This window comes from Pseudomonas sp. CYM-20-01 (genome assembly GCF_023169845.1).
Classification (GTDB): Bacteria; Pseudomonadota; Gammaproteobacteria; order Pseudomonadales; family Pseudomonadaceae; genus Aquipseudomonas; species Aquipseudomonas azotoformans.
In genome coordinates, this window is sequence record NZ_AP025169.1 from 2,300,184 (window position 1) to 2,321,528 (window position 21,345).

19 protein-coding genes and 6 tRNA genes are annotated in these 21,345 nt (G+C 61.7%); 18 read left to right on the forward strand and 7 right to left on the reverse strand.

Features of this window, described 5'->3' with window-relative positions:
* The 5 genes from M2497_RS10440 (at position 1) to M2497_RS10460 (ending at position 4,251) form a co-directional block, all read left to right on the forward strand.
* Positions 1-444: a hotdog fold thioesterase gene (locus M2497_RS10440; RefSeq protein ID WP_248487288.1), complete on the forward strand. Its 444-nt coding sequence runs from the start codon at positions 1-3 to the stop codon at positions 442-444.
* 97 nt (positions 445-541) lie between these two features.
* Entirely contained in the window at positions 542-1,345 is an 804-nt protein-coding gene (locus tag M2497_RS10445; protein ID WP_248487290.1) for an alpha/beta hydrolase, read from the forward strand.
* Entirely contained in the window at positions 1,342-2,196 is an 855-nt protein-coding gene (locus tag M2497_RS10450; protein ID WP_248487292.1) for an alpha/beta hydrolase, read from the forward strand. The genes M2497_RS10445 and M2497_RS10450 overlap by 4 nt, the downstream gene beginning before the upstream one ends.
* Positions 2,197-2,298: 102 nt before the next feature.
* On the forward strand, positions 2,299-3,117 hold the full coding sequence (locus M2497_RS10455) for a DUF4892 domain-containing protein (RefSeq protein WP_248487294.1): 819 nt from the start codon (positions 2,299-2,301) through the stop codon (positions 3,115-3,117).
* A 72-nt stretch (positions 3,118-3,189) separates the two neighbouring features.
* Positions 3,190-4,251 carry an AI-2E family transporter gene (locus M2497_RS10460; RefSeq protein WP_248487295.1) on the forward strand — a complete coding sequence of 354 codons (1,062 nt, stop codon included), beginning with the start codon at positions 3,190-3,192 and terminating at the stop codon, positions 4,249-4,251.
* Here M2497_RS10460 and M2497_RS10465 read toward each other — a convergent pair.
* Together M2497_RS10465 and M2497_RS10470 are read right to left on the reverse strand one after the other, a co-directional pair.
* Positions 4,248-5,282, reverse strand: coding sequence for an ATP-binding protein (locus M2497_RS10465; RefSeq protein ID WP_248487297.1), 1,035 nt, complete (start codon positions 5,280-5,282; stop codon positions 4,248-4,250). The two genes, M2497_RS10460 and M2497_RS10465, sit on opposite strands and share 4 nt — an antisense overlap.
* The gene (locus tag M2497_RS10470; RefSeq protein WP_282579047.1) at positions 5,282-6,046 is read right to left on the reverse strand and encodes a response regulator; all 765 of its coding nucleotides are present in this window, start codon (positions 6,044-6,046) and stop codon (positions 5,282-5,284) included. Before M2497_RS10470 ends, M2497_RS10465 begins: the two co-directional genes overlap by 1 nt.
* Positions 6,047-6,305: 259 nt before the next feature.
* Here M2497_RS10470 and pyrF point away from each other — a divergent pair, with 259 nt between their 5' ends.
* Positions 6,306-7,004 (forward strand): orotidine-5'-phosphate decarboxylase, encoded by a 699-nt coding sequence (pyrF, locus tag M2497_RS10475; RefSeq protein WP_010211681.1) that lies wholly within the window; start codon positions 6,306-6,308, stop codon positions 7,002-7,004.
* A 132-nt stretch (positions 7,005-7,136) separates the two neighbouring features.
* Here the strand turns inward: pyrF and M2497_RS10480 are convergent, their stop codons facing one another.
* Positions 7,137-8,144: an NADP-dependent oxidoreductase gene (locus M2497_RS10480; RefSeq protein ID WP_248487299.1), complete on the reverse strand. Its 1,008-nt coding sequence runs from the start codon at positions 8,142-8,144 to the stop codon at positions 7,137-7,139.
* A gap of 225 nt (positions 8,145-8,369) precedes the next feature.
* Between M2497_RS10480 and M2497_RS10485 the strand changes: the two genes are divergently transcribed.
* The 3 genes from M2497_RS10485 to M2497_RS10495 all read left to right on the forward strand — a co-directional run bounded on the left by M2497_RS10485 (position 8,370) and on the right by M2497_RS10495 (position 12,829).
* On the forward strand, positions 8,370-9,131 hold the full coding sequence (locus M2497_RS10485) for an SDR family oxidoreductase (protein ID WP_071496204.1): 762 nt from the start codon (positions 8,370-8,372) through the stop codon (positions 9,129-9,131).
* Between the two features lie 203 nt (positions 9,132-9,334).
* Positions 9,335-10,747 (forward strand): PLP-dependent aminotransferase family protein, encoded by a 1,413-nt coding sequence (locus tag M2497_RS10490; RefSeq protein ID WP_248487300.1) that lies wholly within the window; start codon positions 9,335-9,337, stop codon positions 10,745-10,747.
* Between the two features lie 114 nt (positions 10,748-10,861).
* On the forward strand, positions 10,862-12,829 hold the full coding sequence (locus tag M2497_RS10495; RefSeq protein WP_248487302.1) for a methyl-accepting chemotaxis protein: 1,968 nt from the start codon (positions 10,862-10,864) through the stop codon (positions 12,827-12,829).
* Between the two features lie 36 nt (positions 12,830-12,865).
* Here M2497_RS10495 and M2497_RS10500 read toward each other — a convergent pair whose 3' ends face one another.
* Positions 12,866-13,678 carry an alpha/beta fold hydrolase gene (locus M2497_RS10500; protein ID WP_248487304.1) on the reverse strand — a complete coding sequence of 271 codons (813 nt, stop codon included), beginning with the start codon at positions 13,676-13,678 and terminating at the stop codon, positions 12,866-12,868.
* A gap of 170 nt (positions 13,679-13,848) precedes the next feature.
* Entirely contained in the window at positions 13,849-14,619 is a 771-nt protein-coding gene (locus tag M2497_RS10505) for a hypothetical protein (protein ID WP_071489554.1), read from the reverse strand.
* Between the two features lie 360 nt (positions 14,620-14,979).
* Between M2497_RS10505 and M2497_RS10510 the strand changes: the two genes are divergently transcribed.
* The 6 genes from M2497_RS10510 to M2497_RS10535 all read left to right on the forward strand — a co-directional run bounded on the left by M2497_RS10510 (position 14,980) and on the right by M2497_RS10535 (position 15,650).
* Positions 14,980-15,055, forward strand: a tRNA-Glu gene (locus tag M2497_RS10510).
* A 3-nt stretch (positions 15,056-15,058) separates the two neighbouring features.
* A tRNA-Gly gene (locus M2497_RS10515) sits at positions 15,059-15,134 on the forward strand.
* Positions 15,135-15,237: 103 nt separating this feature from the next.
* Positions 15,238-15,313 (forward strand) — tRNA-Glu (locus M2497_RS10520).
* Between the two features lie 3 nt (positions 15,314-15,316).
* A tRNA-Gly gene (locus tag M2497_RS10525) sits at positions 15,317-15,392 on the forward strand.
* A gap of 103 nt (positions 15,393-15,495) precedes the next feature.
* Positions 15,496-15,571: transfer RNA gene (locus M2497_RS10530), tRNA-Glu, on the forward strand.
* Positions 15,572-15,574: 3 nt separating this feature from the next.
* Positions 15,575-15,650 (forward strand) — tRNA-Gly (locus tag M2497_RS10535).
* A gap of 89 nt (positions 15,651-15,739) precedes the next feature.
* Here the strand turns inward: M2497_RS10535 and M2497_RS10540 are convergent.
* The gene (locus M2497_RS10540; protein WP_248487306.1) at positions 15,740-16,531 is read right to left on the reverse strand and encodes a helix-turn-helix transcriptional regulator; all 792 of its coding nucleotides are present in this window, start codon (positions 16,529-16,531) and stop codon (positions 15,740-15,742) included.
* Positions 16,532-16,670: 139 nt separating this feature from the next.
* Here M2497_RS10540 and M2497_RS10545 point away from each other — a divergent pair, with 139 nt between their 5' ends.
* The gene (locus M2497_RS10545) at positions 16,671-17,774 is read left to right on the forward strand and encodes a polyamine ABC transporter substrate-binding protein (protein ID WP_248487308.1); all 1,104 of its coding nucleotides are present in this window, start codon (positions 16,671-16,673) and stop codon (positions 17,772-17,774) included.
* Between the two features lie 59 nt (positions 17,775-17,833).
* The gene (locus M2497_RS10550; RefSeq protein ID WP_071496198.1) at positions 17,834-18,085 is read left to right on the forward strand and encodes a hypothetical protein; all 252 of its coding nucleotides are present in this window, start codon (positions 17,834-17,836) and stop codon (positions 18,083-18,085) included.
* A gap of 11 nt (positions 18,086-18,096) precedes the next feature.
* On the opposite strand, the gene M2497_RS10555 is transcribed toward M2497_RS10550, so the two are convergent.
* A complete protein-coding gene (locus tag M2497_RS10555) occupies positions 18,097-19,602 on the reverse strand; it encodes a PLP-dependent aminotransferase family protein (RefSeq protein ID WP_248487310.1) in 1,506 nt (501 codons plus the stop codon).
* Positions 19,603-19,680: 78 nt separating this feature from the next.
* Here M2497_RS10555 and M2497_RS10560 point away from each other — a divergent pair, with 78 nt between their 5' ends.
* Positions 19,681-21,342 (forward strand): M24 family metallopeptidase, encoded by a 1,662-nt coding sequence (locus tag M2497_RS10560; RefSeq protein WP_248487312.1) that lies wholly within the window; start codon positions 19,681-19,683, stop codon positions 21,340-21,342.
* The last annotated feature ends 3 nt before the right edge of the window (positions 21,343-21,345 follow it).

Sequence of the window (21,345 nt, forward strand, 5' to 3'; positions counted from 1 at the left end):
ATGAGCCTGTGGCGCACGCAACCGAACATCGACCAACTCAATGCGATCCAGAAAAACACCATTGGTGAACTGCTGGATATCCGTTTTGAACGCTTCGACGACGAATCGCTGACCGCCAGCATGGTGGTCGACCATCGTACCCATCAGCCCTACGGCTTGTTGCATGGCGGCGCGTCGGTGGTCCTCGCCGAGAGTGTCGGCTCCATGGCCGCCTACCTGTGCATCGATCCGAGCAAGTTCTATTGCGTGGGCCTGGAGATCAATGCCAACCACCTGCGCGGTGTGCGCAGCGGGCGGGTGACGGCGGTGGCCAGGGCGATCCATATCGGCCGCACCACCCAGGTGTGGGACATTCGCCTGACCAGCGACGACGGCAAGGCCAATTGCGTGTCGCGCCTGACCATGGCAGTGGTGCCGCTGGGCGAGAACCCGCCGGCGCGATAGGCGTGGCGTGAGTGTCATCATTCCTGGCAGTTACGGTCATTGCTGTGGTGGTCGGGGCTGGTGACAATCAATCTCTGTTTTTGTCGATGGATCCGGTATGTCGCAGCACGTGTTTTTCGCCCACGCCAATGGTTTCCCCTCGGCCACCTACGGCAAGCTGTTTGCCGCCCTGGCCCCGGAATATGCAGTGGCGCACTTGCCGCAGCACGGTCACGACCCCAGGTTTCCGGTGGACGATAACTGGCAGAACCTGGTGGATGAGCTGATCCACCACTTGGAGCAGCAGCCGGAACCGGTGTGGGGCGTGGGGCATTCCCTCGGTGGCGTGTTGCATCTGCACGCGGCCATGCGTTGCCCGCAGTTGTACCGTGGGGTGGTCATGCTCGATTCGCCGGTGCTGACCCGCGCCGACCGCTGGGTGATCCGCGCGGCCAAGCGCTTCGGTTTTATCGACCGCCTGACCCCGGCCGGCCGCACCCTGGGCCGACGTGAGGAGTTCAGCGACCTGGAAGCGGCGCGCCGTTACTTCGCCGGCAAGACCCTGTTTCGTGGTTTTGATCCCGAATGCTTCGATGCCTACCTGCAACATGGTCTGCAGCAAGTGGGCGATCGTTTGCGCCTGCGCTTCGACCCGGCCACCGAAATCAGCATCTACCGAGGCGTGCCCCACACCAGTCCCGGCCAGGTGCGCCAGATGAAGGTGCCGTTGGCGGTGGTGCGCGGCCGGCAGAGCCGAGTGGTGATGCGTCACCACGCCAGCGGCGTCGGTCGCCTGCCCATGGGCGAAATGCTCACCATGCCCGGCGGCCACATGTTCCCCCTTGAACGCCCCCAGGACACCGCGACCTTGATCAAGAACCTGTTTTCCCGCTGGGAAGCCCGCGAGCGCAGTTGCGCATGAGCACACCGGTCGAAGAAGTGCGCCTGAGCCTGCCGCATATCGAATTGGCGGCCCATCTGTTCGGGCCCGAGGACGGTTTGCCGGTGATCGCGCTGCATGGCTGGCTGGACAACGCCAACAGCTTTGCGCGGCTGGCGCCGAAACTTCAGGGGTTGCGCATCGTTGCACTGGACATGGCCGGGCATGGGCATTCGGCGCATCGTCCTATCGGCGCCGGTTACGCCTTGTGGGATTACGTGTACGACGTGCTGCAAGTCGCCGAACAGCTGGGATGGAAACGTTTTGCATTACTTGGCCACTCCCTCGGCGCCATCGTTTCCCTGGTATTGGCCGGTGCGCTGCCGGAGCGCGTGACGCACCTCGGATTGATCGACGGGGTGATCCCGCCGACCGCCAGCGGTGACCACGCCGCCGAGCGGCTGGGCATGGCGTTGCAGGCGCAATTGAACCTGCAAGACAAGCGCAAGCCGGTCTACAACAGCTTGGACCGAGCGGTTGAGGCGCGCATGAAAGGTGTGGTGGCGGTCAGTCGCGAAGCCGCCGAACTGCTGGCCCAGCGCGGTCTGATGCCGGTGCCGGGCGGTTACACCTGGCGCACCGACAGCCGCCTGACCCTGGCTTCGCCGGTGCGTCTGACCGATGAGCAGGCGATGGCCTTCGTGCGGCGTGTGGGTTGTCCTACGCAGTTGGTGGTGGCCGCAGACGGCATGCTGGCGAAACATTCCGAATTGCTTTCCCAGCTACCCTTTACCGTCACCACGCTGCCGGGAGGTCATCATTTACACCTGAATGACGAGCCCGGCGCGGTCCTTGTTGCAGACTGTTTCAATCGGTTCTTCTGCGCGCCTTGACTTGGGGCGGTCAACTGCCGAGGCTGGGCGGATTGAAAGGGAGTCAACCATGAACTACTTCAACACCGCTGTGACCTCCGATGGCCAGGGCTCGTTGATCTTATGAGCGTGCGTAACGGATGTATCCGTATCCTGGGCTTGAGCCTTCTGAGCCCACTGGTATTTGCCGCCGACGTACCGGGTAGCCAGGACCTGCCCACCGTGGCCCGCCAGGTCGACGCGCAAATCGTCGACTACCGTCCCGCCGAAGAAAAAGAACGCATCTACCCCATGGGCGCGATCCGCAAGATCAGCGGCCAGTTACGCTATGAAGGCCAGGCCACCGCGCGGGGCCAAGCCACTGCCATTACCTATGAGTTACCTGCCGAACACAGTTCCAGTGCCGCATTTACTGCGACGCGCGAAGCGCTGCAGGCGAAGGGCGCGCAGTTGCTGTTCTGGTGCCAGGCCCGGGATTGCGGCGAAAGCAGCCTGTGGGCTAATGAGGTGTTCGGCAACGCCAAGTTGGTCGGTGCCGACGGCCAGCAGGAATACCTGCTGCTGCGCCTGGCAGCCCCCCAGGAAAACTCCCTGGTGGCGCTGTATGGCATCACCCGTGGCAACCGCCGCGCCTATCTGCATGTGGAGCAACTGGACGCCAACGCGCCGCTGGCCGACCTGCTGCCCACCTCCGCGACACTGCTGCGTGAGTTGAAAAGCACCGGCGAGCTGGACTTTCCCGCACTGGGCGGCGAGCCTGACGACACCTGGTTGACCCTGATTTCCCGTGGGTTGAATCTAGATACCACCTTGCGCGTCAGCCTTACCGGCCCGAACGCCGAAGCCTGGCGCCAGGCCCTGGTCGACAAAGGTGTGCGCGCCGCGCGCCTGGAAACCGGCTCCGCTGAAACCAAAGGCCTGCACCTGCATCTGATACGCTGACCGTTACAAGGCGAACGGACCCGCGCCGTTCGCCTAAGCTCTCTTCCTACAGCCTTCTTCTAGAGATACTCCATGCTCAATAACGATCGCCTACTGGTGCAAATCCTGCTGCTGGTGCTGTTCGGTGCCAGTTTCTGGGTGATGGCGCCGTTCTGGTCGGCGCTGTTCTGGGGCGCGGTACTGGCCTTTGCCAGTTGGCCGTTGATGGTCCTGCTCACCCGCTGGCTGGGTGGTCGCGAATCCCTGGCCGCCGGCATCCTGACGTTGGGTTGGATGCTGCTGGTGGCGCTGCCCCTGGTGTGGCTGGGCTTCAACCTCGCGGATCACGTGCGCGATGCGACGGCGTTGATCAAGGATATCCAGGTCGACGGCTTGCCGGAGGCGCCTGCCTGGCTCGGCTCGATCCCCTTTGTCGGCGAGCGGCTGGTGGCCATGTGGGACAGCATCGACCAACAGGGCGCAGCCTTGATGGTCAGCATCAAGCCCTACCTGGGGCAGGTCGGCAATTGGTTGCTGGCGCGCAGTGCACAGATCGGCGGCGGCATCCTTGAACTGACCCTGAGTCTGGTCTTCGTGTTCTTTTTCTACCGGGACGGGCCGCGCCTGGCGATGTTTGTTCACCGACTGCTGGAGCGCTTGATCGGCGATCGTGCGGGCTACTACATCGAACTGGTGGCCGGCACTGTGCAGCGCGTGGTCAACGGCGTGATCGGCACCGCCGCCGCCCAGGCCCTGTTGGCGCTGATCGGTTTCCTGATCGCCGGGGTGCCGGGTGCGCTGGTGCTGGGCATCGTCACCTTCCTGCTCAGCCTGATTCCCATGGGGCCGCCACTGGTGTGGATCCCGGCCACGGCGTGGCTGGCCTGGAAGGGTGATTACACCTACGCGGTGTTCCTCGGCGTGTGGGGCACGTTCATCATCAGTGGCGTGGACAACGTGCTCAAGCCTTACCTGATCAGCCGCGGCGGCAACCTGCCGTTGGTCATTGTGCTGCTCGGGGTGTTCGGCGGCTTGATTGCCTTTGGTTTCATCGGCCTGTTTATCGGCCCGACCCTGCTGGCGGTGGCCTACAGCCTGTTGATGGATTGGAGTGCGACCCAGGCCCAGGGGCGGCGGGAAGACAAGCCGCTCTAGACGCGTGGCAACCACATCACGGCTGTCAAACCACCCCCGGGGGTTTCTTCCAGGTGCAACCGACCGCCGAGGCGTTCCGCCGCTTCCTTGGAAATCGTCATGCCCAGGCCGACCCCGCCGGAGTTGCGGTTGCGTGAGCCTTCCAGGCGATAGAACGGTTCGAACACCGCCTCGCGCTGGTCGGCGGCAATCCCGGGGCCATGGTCGATCACCCGGATGACCAGCGCTTCGCGGCTGTCCGCCAGTTCGATGCGTGCCGAGCCGGCGTAGCGCAGGGCGTTGTCGATCAGGTTGTTGAGGCATGATCGCAACGCCATCGGTTGCACTTGCAGCGGTGCGCAGGTCCCGCCGAACTGCACATCGGCGCCCTGGTCCTGGGCGTTTTCGCTCATGGACTCGACCAGCGCCTGCACGTCCAGCCAATGCCGGGTTTCGCTGGTGCGTTGTTCGTGCAGGTAGCTCAGGGTAGCGTCGAGCATGCCGATCATGTCGTCCAGGTCCTGGCGCATCTGGCCTTGCAGCCGGGTGTCTTCGATCTGTTCCAGGCGCAGTTTCAGGCGTGACAACGGGGTGCGCAGGTCATGGGAGACGGCCCCGAGCATGCGCGCGCGTTGGCTGACTTGCTCGCGGATGCGTCGCTGCATCAGGTTAAAGGTCGACGCCGCTTGCTGTGCCTCACGCGGGCCAGATTCATCGAGGGGCGGGCTGTCGAGGTCCAGGCTCAGGCGCTCGGCGGCTTCACTCAGGCGCTGGATCGGCCGGCTCAGCAGCTTGGCGCCGTACCAGGCGGCGATGATCAACGAGATGAACTGGAACGTCAGTGGCACCACCGGGCCACCAAACCACGGTCGCTTGTGCCTGGGCAGGTGTTTCATCGTGCCGTCCGGCTGCTCGACAAAGGTCTCTTGAGGCGGCGGTGGAGGTGGGCCGTAATAGCGAAACCAGGAAATGGCCAGCACATGAGCCAGCACAATTGCCACCAGCAACACGCCAAACAGTCGACCGAACAGCGTGTTGAAGGCGTTGCGCATCAGCCGATGTCCCGGGCGTCGAACAGGTAGCCTTCACCCCGCACGGTCTTGATCAATTGAGGGGCCTTGGGGTCATCCCCGAGTTTTTGCCGCAGGCGCGACACCAGCAAGTCGATGCTGCGATCAAAGGCTTCGATGGAGCGGCCACGGGCGGCATCCAGCAGTTGTTCGCGGCTCAACACCCGGCGCGGACGTTCGATGAACACCCACAGCAGGCGGAATTCCGCATTGGACAGCGGCACCACCAGGCCATCGTCGGCCACCAATTGGCGCAGCACACTGTTGAGGCGCCAGTTGTCGAAGCGGATATTGGCGCGCTGTTCGGTACGGTCGTCACGCACACGGCGCAGGATGGTCTGGATGCGTGCTACCAGCTCACGAGGCTCGAACGGCTTGGACATATAGTCGTCGGCGCCCAGTTCCAGGCCGATGATGCGGTCGGTGGGTTCGCAGCGAGCGGTGAGCATCAGGATCGGGATATCCGATTCCGCACGCAACCAGCGGCACAGCGACAGGCCGTCTTCGCCCGGCAGCATCAGGTCGAGCACCACCACGTCGAAGGTTTCGGCCTGCATGGCCTGGCGCGTCGCCGTACCGTCGGTCACTCCGCTGGCGAGAATGCCGAAGCGGGCCAGGTAGTCGATCAGCAGTTCACGGATCGGCACGTCGTCGTCAACGATCAGCGCGCGGGTGTTCCAGCGTTTGTCGTCGGCGATCACCGCGCCTTTTTGCTCGTCGTTCATAGAGACGGAAGGGGTATGCATCATGCGATCATCTGCCTGGTTGTTGCGGTCAGCATAGGCGCCCAGCCCCATGGCTGGAAGTGCTGGTCGGTGGGTCGTGCGAGCGAGGCTAGCCGTGGGGCGTGTTGGGGGCATGTCGTGAATGTATCAGCTTTGAAATAATTACCTGAAATGCCCACCCGATGGCGCTTGGTCAGTATTTACCGATCATCGGATCCCGCAACGCCGTCGCTTGCGCTACAATCCGCGCCGATTTCGACTTGCCTGAGAGCCCATTCCAATGTCCGTCTGCCAGACTCCTATCATCGTCGCCCTGGATTACCCCACTCGTGACGCCGCACTGAAGCTGGCTGACCAGTTGGACCCGAAGCTGTGCCGGGTCAAGGTCGGCAAGGAACTGTTCACCAGTTGCGCGGCGGAAATCGTCGGTACGCTGCGTGACAAAGGTTTTGAAGTATTCCTCGACCTGAAATTCCACGATATTCCGAACACCACCGCGATGGCGGTCAAGGCCGCCGCCGAAATGGGCGTGTGGATGGTCAACGTGCACTGCTCCGGCGGCCTGCGCATGATGAGTGCCTGCCGTGAAGTGCTGGAACAGCGCAGCGGCCCTAAACCTCTGCTGATTGGTGTGACCGTGCTCACCAGCATGGAGCGCGAAGACCTGGCCGGTATCGGCCTGGACATCGAGCCCCAGGAGCAGGTACTGCGCCTGGCCGCCCTGGCGCAAAAAGCCGGCCTGGATGGCCTGGTGTGTTCGGCGCTGGAAGCCCAGGCCCTGAAAACCGCGCACCCGTCGCTGCAACTGGTGACCCCAGGCATTCGTCCGGCGGGCAGTGCCCAGGATGACCAGCGCCGTATCCTGACCCCGCGCCAGGCGTTGGATGCAGGTTCCGATTACCTGGTGATCGGTCGCCCGATCAGCCAGGCGGCCGATCCGGCCAAGGCATTGGCGGCAGTCGTCGCTGAGATTGCCTGACACTTGAAAGCGAACACAGTAAAAAATGTGGGAGGGGGCTTGCCCCCGATGACGATTGCTCAGCCAAAAATGTAGTGGCTGACCCACCGCTATCGGGGGCAAGCCCCCTCCCACCTTTTGCTCTGCGGTGTGTCAGCTGACCTTGAGCACCAACTTCCCGAAGTTCTCACCGTTGAACAACTTCATCAGCGTTTCCGGGAACGTCTCCAGCCCCTCCACGATATCTTCCTTGCTCTTGAGCTTGCCCTGGGCCATCCAGCCGGCCATTTCCTGCCCGGCAGCGGCAAAGCCTGCGGCGTGATCCATCACCACAAACCCTTCCATGCGCGCGCGATTGACCAGCAATGACAAGTAGTTGGCCGGACCTTTCACGGCTTCCTTGTTGTTGTACTGGCTGATGGCGCCGCAGATCACTACGCGCGCCTTCAATGCCAGGCGGCTGAGCACGGCGTCGAGGATATCGCCGCCGACGTTATCGAAATACACATCCACGCCCTTGGGGCACTCGCGCTTGAGTGCGGCAGGCACGTCTTCGCTTTTGTAATCGATAGCGGCATCGAAGCCCAGTTCATCTACCAGGAACTTGCACTTGTCGGCGCCGCCGGCAATGCCCACCACACGGCAGCCCTTGAGCTTGGCGATCTGCCCGGCAATGCTGCCCACGGCACCGGCCGCGCCGGAGATCACTACGGTTTCGCCGGCCTTCGGCGCTCCGGTGTCCAGCAGCGCGAAGTAGGCGGTCATGCCGGTCATGCCGAGGGCCGAGAGATAACGGGGCAGAGGCGCCAGTTGCGGATCGACTTTATAGAAACCACGCGGCTCGCCTAGGAAGTAATCCTGCACGCCCAGGGCGCCGTTGACGTAGTCCCCGACCGCGAATTTCGGGTTGTTCGAGGCAATCACTTTGCCCACGCCCAGCGCGCGCATCACTTCACCGATGCCGACTGGCGGGATATAGGACTTGCCTTCATTCATCCAGCCGCGCATGGCCGGGTCGAGGGACAGGTATTCATTGCGCACCAGCACCTGGCCGTCCTGGGGCGTGCCCACCGGGACTTCCTGATAGGTGAAGGTGTCCCGGGTGGCCGCGCCGACCGGGCGCTTGGCGAGCAGGAATTGGCGGTTGGTCTGGGCGGTCATGGCAGCGACTCTTCTGGAAATGAACCTGAAGTGATAGACCCTGAACGGGCCGGGAGCAAGGTTCACCGAGCGTGCGAATGCCGGTCGATAGGTGTTGCTGATAGTCAGGTGGCGCCTCTTATCACTGTGATGCATGCAGCTTCAACCGGCCTTTTGATAGTGCTGACGCGCCTGGCGCTGCGTTGGCTAGACTCGATCCACGACTTTCCCTCACAGGACATCCTCATGAGCATGACGTTTTCCGGCCAGGTCGCCCTGGTGACCGGCGCTGCCGCCGGTATCGGCCGCGCTACCGCACTCGCGTTCGCCGCCGAAGGGTTGAAGGTGGTGGTCGCTGACCTGGACGTTGCGGGCGGCGAAGGCACCGTCGCACTGATCCACCAGGCTGGCGGCGAAGCGCTGTTCGTGCGCTGCAACGTCACGCTGGAAGCGGATGTGCAGCAATTGATGGCCCAGACCCTCGCCGCCTATGGCCGCCTGGACTACGCCTTTAATAATGCCGGGATCGAGATCGAGAAGGGCAAGCTGGCGGATGGGACCCTGGACGAGTTTGACGCCATCATGGGCGTTAACGTCAAAGGCGTGTGGTTGTGCATGAAGCATCAATTGCCACTCCTGTTGGCCCAAGGCGGTGGGGCGATCGTCAACACCGCGTCGGTCGCGGGGCTGGGCGCGGCGCCGAAGATGAGCATTTATGCCGCGTCCAAGCATGCGGTGATCGGCCTGACCAAGTCGGCGGCCATTGAGTATGCGAAGAAGAACATTCGCGTCAATGCGGTCTGCCCGGCCGTGATCGATACCGATATGTTCCGGCGTGCCTATGAAGCCGACCCGCGCAAGGCCGAATTTGCCGCCGCCATGCACCCGGTCGGGCGCATCGGCAAGGTCGAGGAAATCGCCAGCGCGGTGCTGTACCTGTGCAGCGATGGTGCGGCCTTTACTACCGGTCACGCCTTGGCAGTGGACGGTGGCGCGACGGCTATCTAGGACCGCAGGTCGCCCTCCATTCGAAAAGGTCATGGAGGGTGTGAGGTTTTTCCATAGCTGGCACGGTGCCTTGTCAGAATGTGTATCAGTAGGTAAATAACTTAATAAAATCAATACTTTAATAAGAATTGGCGAGCGGCCGACGTGGGCTTCCGTGCTTAACTGTCTCGGGTTGAATTACAGACAGTTGAAGTGAGTGGCGCATGGATTTAGGGATCGATCGACAAGCCCTTGTACCGGTGGTGCAGCAAATCATCAGCGCGGTGGCGCAATGGATTCGCACGAGTGGGGCGAGCCCTGGTACACGCTTACCCTCCGTTCGCCAGGTGGCTCTCGATAACCTGCTCAGCCAGTCCAGTGTGATCGAGGCATTCGAGCGGTTGGTCGCCCAGGGCCTGCTGGTTTCGAAACAGGGCTCGGGTTTCAGCGTGGCCCAGCCACCGACCGTGCACGAAAGCCAGTGGTACGAAGGTGCCGAGCGGGATTGGGGCGCCTTCGCGGATACCCCGTTGGGTGAGCTGAAACTGGGTTGCGGCTGGCTGCCGGATGCCTGGCGCGAAAGCGATGACATCAGCTACGCGATTCGCGAAGTCACCCGCTGCGACACGGCTGCGCTGTTCAACTACAGCACCCCATTGGGGCTCCCGGCGTTGCGCGAGCAATTGCTCAAGCGCCTGACCCAGGCGCACATCCCCAGCCACCTTGACGGCATCCTCACCACGGCGGGCGCCAGCCATGCACAGGACCTGCTGATACGCACCTTACTCAAGGCCGGTGATTGCGTGGTGGTCGAAACGCCGGGGTACGGTAACCTTTATCGGCAACTGGCATTCCATGGTGTGCAACTGCTGCAGGTGCCACGCACCCGTGGCGGGCCGGACATCCCGGCGCTTGAAGCCTTGCTTCAGCGTTATCGGCCCAAGTGCCTGTTCATCCACAGCCTGTATCACAACCCCACCGGTTCAAGCCTGAGTCGCACCGTGGCGGAGCGTGTGTTGGAGCTGGCGCACCGCGAGAACTTTTTGATTATCGAGGAGGACGTGTTCGGTGATCTGCAACACGCCAGTTGCACGCGACTCTCGGCGTTACCCCACGGTGACCGGGTGATCTACGTCGCAAGCTTTTCCAAGACCCTGAGCAGCGCCTTGCGCGTGGGCTATCTCAGCGCCAGCACGGCGATCATCGCGCAATTGGCCAGCCTCAAGACTTTGACCGGCTTCGGCACTTCGCGGTTTGCCGAGGCCGTGGTGGCGACACTGCTGGCAAATGGCACCTATCGCAAGTGGGTACAGCGTCTGCGCAAGCGGCTGAGTGCGCAAATGGCCGCGACCTTGCAGGTGCTGGAGGATGAGGAGTGGGAGGTGTTCGCCAACCCTGCCGGCGGGATGTTCGTGTGGGCGCGGCCAGGGGCTGGGGATCGGTCGCGGTTGCAGGCGTGCGCCCGGCGGCTGGGGGTTTTATTGTCGCCGGGGGCACTGTTCAGTCCAACGGATGAGCCCAGTGAGTGGCTGCGCATCAATGTGGCCTATGCTGATGATCAACGGGCGCTGGCGTTATTCCGCGCCATGGGACCTGCCAGATCGACCTCGACCATTCTGAAAACGACGGGCGTGTAGCTTTTTGCCATTATTGTGGCGCCAACGACTTGTGTTCGGTGCCTTGTGGTTGCCAATCTCGCTTGTGTAAACCGGGCTTGATGGCATCTGCCATTGCAAGAGGATGCAAGTGCAATGATTTCGGCCGTGCAACGACGCTTCGCCAACCTCGGTATGGCAAAAAAACTGGGCTTGGGCTTCACCCTGGTATTGCTGCTGACCGCCCTGGTCGCGGCGATCGGCGTGTGGTCCTTGCAAACTGTTGGTCAGCGCTTCGAAGGCCTCAAGGCCATGTCGTCGCTCAACAGCGGCTTGCTCAGGGTACGCCTGATCGAGCAGGACTACGCGTTGCATGCCGACCCCAAGGCCGTCGACGCCCTGCATGAAAGTGTCGATGCCTTGGCCGCCCTCGCGGCGAGCCTCAAGGCCCAGTCGGCGGCCAACGTGCCGGTCATGACCGATGTCGAACAGGCCCTGGCCGCCTACCGCAAGGCGTTCGATGAGTTTGTCGAGCTGACCCAGACCAAGGACTTGGCGTTGGAAATGGCAAGTTGGTCAGTGTCCAGCGTGGCCAATAACCTCGATGTGTTGCAGGCCGGGCTGGCTGACGACGGTGCCTATGGCCTCAAGGAAAGCCAGGGCAAGGAGGGCGCCGAGTTTATCGAGCAGGCGGGGCAGGTCAGCCAGGTTTCACGGCTGATGCTGCAAGCCATGAACGAAGCCCACGTACGTCTGGACCAGAGCCGCAAGGTGGACGCCGATGACGCCGAGCAAGGCAAGATCGAGCAGGCCGACCAGGCGCTGGCCCAGGTTGAAACACTGAAAACCGCGGTCAAGGACCCCGGTTACCAGACGGTGTTGAATGAGGTCTCCGGGCATATTGCTTCGTTCAGTGAAAAACTCGGTGAATACACCGGCCTGCTGGCCCAGGAGAAGGTGGTCTACAAGCAGTTGCGTGATCGCGCCGAGCAAGTGGTCAGCCGGGTCAACCAGGCTTACGACACCGAAGACCTGTCGATGCAGGCGCAGCTTAAGAAAAGCGCGATGCTGATCATCGGCTCTTCGGCCTTGGCGCTGTTGGTGGGGTTGATTGCGGCCTGGGTGATTACCCGCCTGATCGTCGCGCCGCTGCGCAGCGTGATTGCGGTCGCCCAGCAGATTGCTGCCGGCGACTTGAGTGGGCGCATGGACGTCAGTCGCCGCGATGAAATCGGCCAACTGATGCATGCGATGCAGCAGATGGGCAATGGTCTGAGCCAGATGGTCAGCGGCCTGCAGGCCGGTATCGAGCAACTGGCCAGCTCGGCGCATTCGTTGTCCAGTGTCACCGAACAAACCAATGTCGAAGTCAGTAGCCAGAAAGAAGAAACCGAACAGGTTGCCACGGCGATGAACCAGATGACCGCTACCGTGCACGACGTGGCGCGCAACGCCGAAGAAGCCGCGCAAGCCGCACAGACGGCGGACGACAAAGTCGACAGTGGCCAGCGGGTGGTGCGCCAGAGTTTGCAGCGTATTGAATTGCTGGCCACCTCCAGCACCAGTGCCAGCGCCAGCATCGAGAGCCTGAGCGCCGAGATCCAGAACATCGGCACTGTGTTGAGTGTGATCAAAAGCGTGGCCGAACAGACCAACCTGCTGGCCCTCAACGCCGCCATCGAAGCCGCCCGCGCCGGCGAGCAGGGCCGTGGTTTCGCGGTGGTAGCGGATGAGGTACGGGCGTTGGCCAAGCGCACCCAGCAATCGACCGAAGAAATCGAGCGGCTGGTCAGTACCTTGCGCAACGCGGCACAGTCCTCGGTGCAGCAGATCCAGCAAAGCGGCGAACTGGTGAAGCTGGCGGTGAGCGATGCCCTGGAAACCGAGAGCGCCCTGGGCAGCATCGCGGTGGCGGTGTCGCTGATCCAGCAGATGAACCAGCAGATTGCCGCGGCGGCCGAGGAGCAAAGCTCGGTGGCCGAGGAGATCAACCGCAGCGTTACCAGTATCCGCGCCAGTGCCGATCAGTCGGCGCTGAGCATGCAGGGCAACGCCGCATCGAGCATTCAGCTGGCGCAGTTGGGCGCGGAACTCAAAGGGATGGTCGGGCACTTCCGCCTGTGATCGCAGCGTTCATGCGGCGATCACAGGGGAGGGCGGTCAGGCGTTGTTGGCGAGGAAGGTCAGCAGGGCTTCGTTGACGAAGTCGGGGTTTTCCCTGGCGCTGATATGCCCGGCTTGCGGGATCAGGATCAGGCTGCAGCCGATCAGGCCGGCCATTTCCTCGGACTCGGCAGGCGGGCGCGGTTTGTCCTGTTCGCCGCACATCACCAGCGTGGTGTCGGCGTCCAGCTTCGGCAACTGCTCCAGCACATCCTTGCGACTGAAGATCAAGCGACCCAGGGGCACGATGCTCTGCAGCAGGCGCTCCTTGGAGTAGCCCTGCAATTGCTGGCGGAAATCCTGATACAGCGCGGATTCGCGGTCGATACCCGGGCGGAAGAAGATCGGCGCGACCACGTCCAGCAACGGCTCAGGGATAGCGCCGGCGACTTCGATCATCTTGAATAGCGAGAAGTAATACTGGCGCGTGGCCTCGGGCTCGGCACCCAGGTAGGTGTCCATCAGCACCAGGCTGTTGATCCGCTCGGGAGCCAGCAGCGCCAAACGTGCGCCCCACATACCGCCGACCGAGAGGCCGACCAGGTTGATCTGTGGAATATCCAACTGGTCCAGCAGGGCCAGGGCCTGGCGCGCGAGGTCGTCGAGGGAGTGGGTTGGCGCGGGCAGCGGGCCGGATTCGCCATGGCCCCACAGCTCGGGCACGATCACCCGGTACTGTTGCGACAGGGCTTCGATCTGCGGCGCCCACATGTCGCGGTCCCACAGGTAGCTCGAGCCCAGCAGGACGACGGGGCCGGAACCCTGGTCGACGTAGTGCAGCGGTTGTCCATCAATGACGGCGACAGGCATAACGGGCCTCTGACTTCATGGAGTGAGGGGCACTTTTTTACGCTAGTCGGGGGCGGGGGGATAGATGCAAAGTGATGGCATCTCGGGAAGCGGCGAGGTTGTTTGTACTGACCTGGCTTTTATGACTGTGGTGAGCGGGCTCACCACAGGCCAGTCTTCAAGCCAGCGAATCAGTCGTAGATGACTTTCTTCTTCCACTCGGCGTCGGCGTCGACCACTTTGAGGCCTTCGGTCAGTTCGTTGACTTCGTCTTCAGCCGGCTTGCTGTTGGTCAGCACCGTGGAGTTGGCGCGTCCCAGCTGGGCTTCCAGGTGTTGCAGCTGGGCGCTGTAGATCACCGGCTCCGGCTGTTTGCGCAGGTACTGCACGCCGCGTTCGAATGCCAGTCGCGCCTGGCCCGGCTGGCCTTGTTGCAGGGCGTGCTGGCCGAGGTTGTTGAAGAACTCGATATGCAGCAACACCAGGATATGGCGGATCTCGCGGATCCAGTGCTTGGCCTCGTTGGCCGGCAGGAAACCGTCCTGGGCCGCACGGGTGACCTGGCCGTGCAGGGCTTCGAGCAGGAAACGCACATCCTTGGCCTTGGCTTCGGTCTGGATCGGCGCGGGCGGGTTGTTCACCGGGATCGATTCGCCCTGGGCCACCAGCGTATTCAACTCGGTGATGCGGGCCTTGAGCGGCGCGCTGCCTTTGTTCAGGTTCAGCAGCCGTTGGTTGACGTTGAGTTCCAGGCGGGTCAGCAATAACTTGAGTGCCGGGGTCATCAATTGGCCGGGGAAGGTCTCGGTGATTTCACCGCAGCGGCGCAGGCGATCGTTAAGCTCGATCTCGGTGCGCTTCTTTTCCAGCTTGTTGTTTTCCACCACGTGGTTCATGTAGCCAATGGCGATCAGTATTGCGATCCCGGCTATTACCAGCAGGGTGATCATGAGTGGTGTCACCGGTGTGACCTCTTTATAGGGTTTACAGTGGAGTGTAGTGACTGGGCCATCCGGCGGATAGGACTGATCGACCAGCTGCCCGGGTAGTTTGCTTCTATATGGATAGGCGTTCCCTGCATGGATGCACATTGCCATCATTTGCCGGAACGAACTATAGCGTCTTGTCGGGCGCCATAATATAGGCGTCAAAGCCCGGACGTGCACAATTGCCCCATGAGCTCGAAAAGCTGGGGGAAGTCATTGATTTTAATAAATTTATCCTTGGGGGTTGACGATCTTTCAATCCGTCCATAGAATGCGCGCCACTTAACGCGTAAAGCACACAGCAAAACGCGGTTAAGCAGTGAATGTTGTACGTGTGTCCCCTTCGTCTAGTGGCCTAGGACACCGCCCTTTCACGGCGGTAACAGGGGTTCGAGTCCCCTAGGGGACGCCATTTGCGGGAATAGCTCAGTTGGTAGAGCACGACCTTGCCAAGGTCGGGGTCGCGAGTTCGAGTCTCGTTTCCCGCTCCAATTTAAGCAGTGTGGCCCTCGGGCGGCACTGAGTGAAACCAGGGCATGATCTTCGGATCTAACCTCTGGACACTGAAATACACACCATGTGTTTCAGTTGTGTGTCCCCTTCGTCTAGTGGCCTAGGACACCGCCCTTTCACGGCGGTAACAGGGGTTCGAGTCCCCTAGGGGACGCCATTTGCGGGAATAGCTCAGTTGGTAGAGCACGACCTTGCCAAGGTCGGGGTCGCGAGTTCGAGTCTCGTTTCCCGCTCCAATTTAAGCAGTGTGGCCCTCGGGCGGCACTGAGTGAAACCAGGGCATGATCTTCGGATCTAACCTCTGGACACTGAAATACACACCATGTGTTTCAGTTGTGTGTCCCCTTCGTCTAGTGGCCTAGGACACCGCCCTTTCACGGCGGTAACAGGGGTTCGAGTCCCCTAGGGGACGCCATTTGCGGGAATAGCTCAGTTGGTAGAGCACGACCTTGCCAAGGTCGGGGTCGCGAGTTCGAGTCTCGTTTCCCGCTCCATATTCAACAAAAACGCCGATCAGCAATGATCGGCGTTTTTGTTTGTGTGCGATTTGTGCAGAGCCGCCGCAGGCCCGCTGCGGCAGCGTTCACTGCGTCGTCAGGGCCTCCTGCGCCGGCATGAAAAAACGCGCAAACAACTCGGATTGAGACTTGATGTTCAGTTTGTTGTAGAGGTTGCGACGGTGAACTTTGATGGTCTCTGCCGACAGGTTCAGCTTGCCGGCGATTTCTTTGTTGGAAAAACCGCTCAACAGCAACTTGAGCACATCTTTTTCGCGCGCCGTGATTTGCGTGCCCAGTTGCACGATGGCCTCTGACCAGGGTGGCGGTTCGTCCTGGCTTTTTTCCGCATCGGTCTCAAAGCACATGCGCTGATGCATCAACGCCATTACCCATGGCTTGATAATGTCCAGGGTCGCGATCTGCTGCGGGCTGTAGCGCACGTTGCTGCCAAATGAAATGCACAGCGTTCTGTCGGCGTCGAGTTGTACGTTGTACTGCACCTCATCCACGCTGATGTACTGGGCGAAATACTGGTGGTAATATTCGGTGGTCAGGAAGTGCTCCGGCGCGATGTCGGACAGATGAAAAAAGCCGCTCTGCGGGTTTTCGCGGTTGGCAATGTAGAACGGGTCGAGCAGGTACAGCCCTTTTACATAGCGCTGGGTCAACGCGTCCACTTCGTCCGCATCGGCGACCTCAGTCACGCTGACCACCCGTACCTGCTGGTCGCTGAAGATCAGCACGACCCAGTTGTCGATCTGGACGTATTCCTTTAACACACGAACCAGTGAGCTCCAGAACGCCGGGCGGTTCAGTTGCATGATCAGCGTCCCGGCCGACCGATGCCAGGCAAGGTTGTGAAGGTCGAGCGACATGTACTACCCCTTTAGGGTTAGGCATTCATGGGGCGGGGCTAAGTACTTCTAGGTATTTACTAATCGGACGTGCCGAGTATATTCACCCCTCAGCGGATGAAGGCCATGATGGCCTGTCGTTTTTGACAAGGATAGCGATATGAGTCAACCCCCTTTGCGCGCCATGTTCATGGCGGCGCTGGTCGGTGTGGGCGCGAGCGCGCCGGTCTTGGCGGCCGAGCCCCGGGTCAACCTGTACAACTGGTTCGGGCTGATCGCCCCGGAAACACCCAAGGAATTCGAGCAGAAAACCGGCACCCGCATGCACATGGATGCCTTCGACAGTGCCGAGATCATGCAGAGCAAGGTCATGGCCGGGCGTACCGGGTATGACGTGGTCGTCGCTACTTCGAATGTCTTGCCCAGCCTGATCAAGGCCGGCGTACTGGCGCCGCTGGACCGCTCTCAACTGAGCAATTTCTCGCATATCGACCCAGAAATGCTGGCGCTGCTCTCCGCCAATGACCCGGGTAACCGCTACGCCGTGCCCTACCTGTGGGGCACCACCGGCATTGGTTACGACGTGGACAAGGTCAAGGCCGCCCTGGGTGAGAATGCCCCGGTGGACAGCTGGGACCTGATCTTCAAGGAAGAGAACATCAGCAAGCTCAAGTCGTGTGGCGTGGCGATGCTCGACTCCCCGAGTGAAATCATCTCGATCGCCTTGCATTACCTCGGGCTGCCCAGCAACAGCCAGAACCCTGAGGATTACCAGAAAGCCCAGGCGCTGCTGCTGAAGATCCGCCCTTACGTCCTCTACTTTGATTCATCCAGAACGGATGCGGACTTTGCCGATGGCAACATCTGTGTGGTGGTGGGCTGGGCGAGCGGGGCGCTGACGGCACAGGCCATCAATGAAAAAAACAACACCGGGCGCAAGATTGCCTACAGCCTGCCGCGTGAGGGCGGGTTGGTGTGGTCGGAAAACTTCGTGCTGCTCAAGGATGCGCCGCATGCCAAGCAAGGTCTGGCGTTTATCAACTACATGCTTGAGCCGCAAGTGATTGCCAAGAGTTCCAACCACACGCTGTACCCCAACGCCAACAAGGATGCCACCGAGCTGGTCGAACAGAAGTTGCGCGACAACCCCTGGATTTATCCATCCAAAGAGACCATTGCCACACTGGTTCCCCTTGAACCGCTGCCCTTGAAGTTGGAGCGAATCCGCACGCGTGTGTGGACCAAAGTGAAGAGCGGCACGTGACCGGCTGAATGACCAGGCATGTCGGGCGGTTGCAGGCGTGCCGTTGAAGGAGATCAATCATGGGCCAAGCCGAATATCAGCGCGACGTGAAGTCGGACGATGACGAGGCGTACACGGAAATCGAAGAACAGATCGGCCACTGTACGCCCGAACAAGCCTGGGCCATGTATTACGTCTCGACCGGCATGGTGCGTGAGTACATTACGCGGGCGGTGATGGAGCACATTGGCCGGGGCAACCGGGCGCTGCTGCTGGAGTTCCCGGAACTGGCCCGGGCCGAAGAGAAATCCCGCTTCCTGCTGCCGCTCTAACCGCATGCCGATCAGTGATGATCGGCATTTTTGTGTGTGCGCGGGTTTGCCGCTTTGGCCAGGCGCACCGTGGCCTCACGGATTTCTGCCTGATTGAGTGAGGCAAAGCCCAGGCGCAGTGCGTTTTCCGGCTGGTCCATCGGTGAAAACTGCCGACCACTGCGTACGACCAGCCCATGCTCCAATGCGGTTGCCACCATCTGCTCGACGTTTATCCGATCTTCAAAACGCACCCACAGCGCCAGCCCGCCTTCGGGTTCGCGCACCCTGATCCGATCACCGAATGCCGCATGCAGGCAGCCCTGCAAGACTTCGCGGCGGGCGCGGTATTCCTTGGATACGCGGCGCAGGTGTTTCTTCAATTCACCCGCGTTGATCAGGTCCGCGAGCATCTTCTGCGCCACCGCGTCAGCATCGCCCAGCATCAACGCGGCGTTGCCGTGCAGGGCTTCAATGACCGGTGTGGGCGCCACCACATAGCTGCAGCGAAACGTGGAACCGAGCGCCTTGGACAACGAGCCGACATAGAGCACATGGCGCTGCGAACGGTCACTGGCCAGCGGCAGGTAGGGTCGCCCGTTGAAGTGATATTCGTGGTCGTAATCTTCTTCGATGATGCAGAAGTCATGTAGAGCCGCCAATGCCAGCAGCTGTTGTCGCCGCGCCGCGTGCAGGCTCACGGTGGTGGGGAATTGGTGGTGTGGTGTCAGATAGATCATCCGCACCTTGTGCTCGCGACACAGGTGATCGATCTGGTCGGTGCGGCAGCCTTCGTCGTCGACGTCCACCGTGACCAGTTGCGCACCCAGCTTGCGGAAAATCTCCCACGCCGGCGGGTAGCTCAGGCGTTCCACCAGCACCACGTCGCCAGGCTTGAGCAGCAGGCTGGCGCTCAGGTACAGCGACATCTGGGTGCCTTGGGTCAGGCAGATATTCTCGGCGCTGACCGTCAGCCCACGGTTGTTGCTCAGCATTTCGGCCAGGGCACAGCGCAACTCATAGCCGGTGCCCTCACTGCCATAGCGCACCGTATTAGAGGCGAAGCTGTTGCGCAGGGCATTACGGTAGTAGCGGTGCAGCACGGCTTGGGGCAGCAGGCGGTGGTCACTGGTACCGTTGTCGAAAAACAGTGCGCCATGCCGATGCTGCAGCGCCGTCACCTGGGCGTTCTGAGTGAAGTACGGAGCGTTCGCCTGCGCCAGGAGGGGCGGTGCAAACGACTGCTGCACGCGGGCAGGCGGATGCTTGGGTGTCAATTGCGCATTGACGAAGGTCCCACGTCGCGGCTCGCTGACCAGCCAGCCTTTGGTCATGGCTTCTTCGTAGGCCAGGATCACGGTCTTGCGGTTGACGTCGAGCAACTGTGCCATTTCCCGCGTGCCTGGCAGCAAGGCGCCGGGCGGCAAGCGACCTTCGACGATTGCCGTCACCAAGCCTTCGGCGATCTTGCGATAGGACGCCTGGCTGGCGTTCTCGTCCAGCTTGAGCAGCGGTCGCCATTTACGCATCTGGACCATCTGAAGTATCCAAAACTGGAGGTTTTAATGGGCCTAGTCTAGCGCAACAATCAAGCCTCACTCACCCCCGAGGTTGTTATGCACACACGTCATGTCATCGAACTGTCCCCCTCGGGGAAAACCTTTGCGGCCGGTGACGAACTGTTGCTGGATGCGATGCTTGCCAGCGGTCTGTCGGTGCCGTTCTCCTGCCGGCGCGGTGCCTGTGGGTCGTGCAAGGTGGTCGTGGCCGAAGGGGAGTACCGGGCCAAGACCCTTGCGCCGGACGCACCGGCGCCATGCTATCCATTGGCCGCCAATGAAATGCTGTTGTGCCAGAGTCATGCCTGCGGCGACATGCGCCTGGAAATTCCTGGCTGGTCGCTGGATACGCCGACGCTGGTGGTCGAGGCACAGGTCGTGAGCAAGCGCGCGCTGGCTCCAGACATCGTTGAGCTGGTGCTGATGCCGGACATGCCATTGGCGGCACGGGAGGGCCAGTACCTCAAGTTCCGTCTGGTCGACGGCGACTCGCGGTGCTTCTCGATCGCCAACCTGCCGGCCGACGACGATGGGCGCCTGGTCTTCCACATTCGCCGGGTCAGCGGCGGGTTGTTTTCCGAGGTCCTCCTGGACGACTTGCACGCTGGCGATCTGGTGCAACTGGAGGGGCCTTTTGGTGCCTGCACCTGGCAGGACCATGACGATGCGCCCGTGGTCCTGTTCGCCACGGGCACTGGCTACGCCGGCATCAAGCCGATCCTGCTGAGCGCCTTGAAGTGCAATGTCGAGGTGACGTTGTACTGGGGTGGCGCGCAGCCGGCGGACTTTTACGACCGTGCGTTCCTGGACCAGTCAGTCATCGACCATCCGCGTTTTCACTGGCACCCGGTGCTGGCGTCGCAGGGGCGGGTGCAGGAGGTTGCGCTGGGCCACGGGCATCACTGGGATGCCGCCCAGGTGTATGCGTGCGGCAATGGTGCAATGATCCGCCAGGTCCGCGAGCAGTGCCTCGACGCGGGCGTGCCGGCTCACCGGTTTGTCGCCGAAGCCTTTGTGCCCAGCGGTGGCGCAGGTGCGCAAGCGCCTTCACCCGCGTTCGACCCGATCTGGGAAAAGGTCGGCCCCCGTTACTCGTTTGATGGCATGCTGGCGGCCCGTGACCAATCCATCCGCGCCCTGGCGGCCATTGCCAGCCGGCTGCGGGTGGGCATGACTACCGGCGAAGCCCTCGACATGGCCGCCGCACAACTGCAGGCGATGGGCGCATCACACACCTGGCACCCGACCTATATCCGCTTTGGCGCCGACACGGTCCGCCCACCCCGCGAAGGGATCGACCGCCAGCGCAGGCTGCGCGCCAGCGATATCGTCGTGATTGACCTGGGCCCGGTGTGGGACGGCTACGAGGGCGACTATGGCGATACCTTTGTGTTCGGTGACGCGCCGCTGCACCTGGCGTGCACGACCGCGCTGCACGAAGTGTTCGACGAGACCCGCGACGCCTGGTTGCGAGGCCTCACCGGTCGCGAACTGTATGACTTCGCCGAGCAGAGCGCCTTGGCAAAAGGCTGGAGGCTGGCGCGCAATCTCGCAGGGCATCGCCTCGCGGACTTCCCCCACGCGTTGTTCGAGAACAAGGAGTTGGCGGATCTGGACATCCCGCCGAGTGAAATGGCCTGGGTGCTGGAAATCCAGCTGTGCCATCCCACGGAACCGGTCGGTGGATTTTTCGAGGATATGTTGATGCTGCAAGCCTGAAGA